The organism is Inconstantimicrobium porci, assembly GCF_009696465.1.
GTDB classification, from domain to species: domain Bacteria; phylum Bacillota; class Clostridia; order Clostridiales; family Clostridiaceae; genus Inconstantimicrobium; species Inconstantimicrobium porci.
In genome coordinates this window covers 1-3,399 of the sequence record NZ_VULX01000058.1, presented here as the reverse complement: position 1 = coordinate 3,399, position 3,399 = coordinate 1, and the positions used below count along the sequence as shown (strand labels likewise).

3 protein-coding genes and 2 pseudogenes are annotated in these 3,399 nt (G+C 28.0%); 3 read left to right on the top strand and 2 right to left on the bottom strand.

What is annotated here, in order from left to right; translation table 11 throughout:
- A pseudogene (locus FYJ33_RS15805) lies at nt 1-108 on the top strand (IS30 family transposase); the annotation flags it as partial.
- Nucleotides 109-170: 62 nt separating this feature from the next.
- Here FYJ33_RS15805 and FYJ33_RS15800 read toward each other — a convergent pair.
- Both FYJ33_RS15800 and FYJ33_RS15795 read right to left on the bottom strand, forming a co-directional pair.
- Nucleotides 171-719 carry a VanZ family protein gene (locus tag FYJ33_RS15800; protein ID WP_154532896.1) on the bottom strand — a complete coding sequence of 183 codons (549 nt, stop codon included), beginning with the start codon at nt 717-719 and terminating at the stop codon, nt 171-173.
- 130 nt (nt 720-849) lie between these two features.
- The gene (locus FYJ33_RS15795) at nt 850-1,041 is read right to left on the bottom strand and encodes a hypothetical protein (RefSeq protein WP_154532894.1); all 192 of its coding nucleotides are present in this window, start codon (nt 1,039-1,041) and stop codon (nt 850-852) included.
- A 422-nt stretch (nt 1,042-1,463) separates the two neighbouring features.
- On the opposite strand from FYJ33_RS15795, the gene FYJ33_RS15790 reads away from it, so the two are divergent.
- On the top strand, nt 1,464-2,828 hold the full coding sequence (locus FYJ33_RS15790) for a transposase (RefSeq protein ID WP_235900883.1): 1,365 nt from the start codon (nt 1,464-1,466) through the stop codon (nt 2,826-2,828).
- 379 nt (nt 2,829-3,207) lie between these two features.
- Nucleotides 3,208-3,399, top strand: a pseudogene (locus tag FYJ33_RS15785) (helix-turn-helix domain-containing protein); the annotation flags it as partial.

Sequence of the window (3,399 nt, the reverse complement as noted above, 5' to 3'; positions counted from 1 at the left end):
ATAGGGTTTATTGAAGAATGGATGAACACTCTTCCACGTAAAATCTTAGACTACCGAACTCCAGAGGAGCTTTTTGAAAAGTACCTCGATGAGATCTATGCAGCTTAAAAATTCAAGGGTTCAAATGAAAAAATAAAATTAGTTCAATTTGTTATTGCAATTTATCGTAATTATTTTTTACAAAATCTTAAATAGATTCTATATACACAAAATCCGATTATTCCACCTAAAGTATTAAGCATTACATCTAATATATCACTTGCTCTTGGTGCATATACTATTTTTAAGTATGTTTCAATATATTGAAGTGCTTCAATTAATACTGATGTAAAAAAAGATAACAATATAACATTTTTTAGTTTTAAAAATTTTTTATATCCTAACATAGGGAGAATTATTGCTAAAGGTGATAATAGCAAAAGATTTCCTACTATGTTTATAATTGCATATATATCTTTTAAGTCATATTCTGTAATATTTAAAATGTTTAAATTTACTGTTGGTTTTATATCTATATCTAAAGGTGGTATTCTTATAGGCATTAATGTTTCACCTATTAATAAACATATATATATAACAAAAATTGATTTTAATAATTGATTTAAAATTAATTCTCTATTAAAATTAGTTTTTTTACATTTTATCACAAATGTAATAGAACTAAAAAATAATCCTAATAAAATTAAAAATTCTTTTCTTATTGCAATTCCTTGTACCATTATTAAGCATTATTCTAATAAGAGAAGTAATATATAACATTACTTATCTTATTAGGTTTAAATTCCTCCTCAAAAATAATCTAAATAACTTAAAATCAACAAAGGTATTTATTGTTAATATTGAGATTATTTAGTGATGGTGATTGTGCATGTAACCTTTTAATTTTGATACAGTACCGCTTGCTCCACCGGATGCAAAAATATAATATTTATCAGAATCTGTATCTACATTATAGTTATACCATCCTGTTCCGTATATTCGACATTCTCCATAGCTAGGATCTACTCCCCAACTTTTATAGCGCCTTAAATCTACATACATTTATCCATTATTAGAATTTGTTTCTGTTACTTGTAATGAAACTCCACCTTTTGTTAAATGATAGTAATACCCATTTTTGGAACCATTAACTGAACCAGGAATAGTATAATTACGATATGAAAGACTTACGTAGGTTCCTGAATCAGCATAGGCTGGAATTCTAATACTACAAAACAAAAAAATAGCAAGTCCACTTATAGCAAAAAATTTTCTCGCTTATTTCACCCCCCTTTTTATATATAATATTTAGTTGATTGCAGAACTCTAAAACCTTTGGTTTTATGCTGTTCTGTAATCATATATTGAAGGATTTCCCCCAGCTTTTGTTGAATTTATATATAGTGAATAAAAAAATATTACAAAGGGAGGGGAAATCCTTGCAAGCAATTAAACAATTATCTTTAACTGATATATACTCAAATTTGGATGAGTATTTTGATAAAGATAAGCCCAAATTAATAAATTTATTTCAAGAAAATATTGATTTAGAACAGTTGATACCACAAAGTTTTTTCAATCACTATTATGCCGCAACTGGGCATCCCAGGGAATATTCATTAGTATCAATGATATGTGCTCTAATTCTTAAATCAATACTTTCAATTACTGACACAACTTTATTACTTAATATTCTAAATTTAAGTAGCGAATTACGAGAATTCTGCGGATTTGGCAATAAAGTTCCTGATGCATCACAATTTTCAAGATTTAAAATAAACTTTGAAAAAGACTTAGAAAATTTCTTTCATTCTCTTGTAGAGATTACTCAACCTATATGCCAAGAGATTAATTCTGAACTATCTAATATTTTAATTAATGACACAACAGGTATCGAAGCTTACGTTAAGGAAAATAACCCAAAGCTTTTTGACAATTTATTTAGACAAGCTAAAAAACTTGAAAAAGCTGATCCTACATTTAATGCACATAGTTTTACCTGTAGCAGAATGCCTAAACAATCCTATGCAAATGACGATATTAAGCTGTCTTACATAAATGGTCATTATTGCTACGCATTGCGTGTTTCAGTACTTACTAATGGACTAGGAATAATACAAGGTTTTGATTTTGCAGATGAACCTGATATTGATATCAGTAATGCTGATACCGCCAGTGAAGCCAAAGATGAATACGATGCAAAATCATTAATTCCAACATTAAAAAGCTTTTTTACTTTGCATGATTTCAAGTATAAATACTTTATAGGTGATGCTGGATTTGACGCTGTTGATAACTATAAATACCTTGTAAAAGAACATAGCATGATTCCTATAATTCCATTAAGACGAGTGCCTTCATTGCCCAAACCGGGATTCAATGAATTAGGTATTCCAACATGCCCCAAAGATAATTCACTTACTATGAAATTTGATGGAATAACTCGTGAAAAAGGACGTGCTGATAGAATAAAATGGCTTTGTCCTAAATCAAAAAAGGCACGTATTAATGGTAAAACAACATATACTTTATCCTGTGACAATCCATGTACCGAATCGCGTTGCGGCCGAGTATGCCAAATCCCTATAAACAATGATTATAGAATGAATACTGCTGTTCCAAGAAACTCAGATTTATGGACCACCCTATACAAAATAAGAACAATTATTGAACGTGCAAATTTCATGGTTAAATATCCTATGACATTAAATTATACAAAGCTTTCAAATACTAAATCATTGAAATCCGAATTTATTATTTCAGCAATAACACAGCAGATTGTACTTTTAATTTCAAATGCAATAAATAAAACAGAACATATTCTTTCAATTAAGAAATTAATAGCTTAAAAAATTAAAATTTTTAGGGCCTAGTTAGAGTACGCTCATTTTTAAATAATGAAAAAATATACCTCGTATTAATCACTTCATTTTTCAATTAAGAGTTCTGCAATTCACTAATATATAATATTACATTATTTGAAAAAAGTAAATAATTTACTTTTGGTTCTGTTAATTGTAATAAATGAAAATATTTAAATAATTTATTTTAATAAATAAATTTTAAAAAATAAGTTTATTAAAATGGAAAGAAATAAATATACTGCTTATGCTAATCTAAAAGTGTACCAATAATTAACTTCTGCTAAACAAAAAATGTACCACTCAACCACTCCTCCATTTATAATAAAATTGTCGACATTTTATATAAGTGGGAGGATTTTGAAAGGTGATTGAAATGGTACAATATGATTATATCAGATATCTTTATTTTAACGAAGGGCTTAGTCAAAGAAGTATAGCCAAAAAGATAGGAGTACATCGAAAGACCGTAAAACGGGCGATTGAAAATTCCGAACAAAAATATAACCTAACTGCGGTTAAGGACAAGTCTATAAACGGAAAATATGAAGATTTAGTA

What these genes read in the sequence shown, in the direction of transcription:
- FYJ33_RS15800 (WP_154532896.1), bottom strand. Translation starts at nt 719, where the DNA reads ATGGTACAAGGAATTGCAATAAGAAAAGAATTTTTAATTTTATTAGGA.
- FYJ33_RS15795 (WP_154532894.1), bottom strand. Translation starts at nt 1,041, where the DNA reads ATGTATGTAGATTTAAGGCGCTATAAAAGTTGGGGAGTAGATCCTAGC.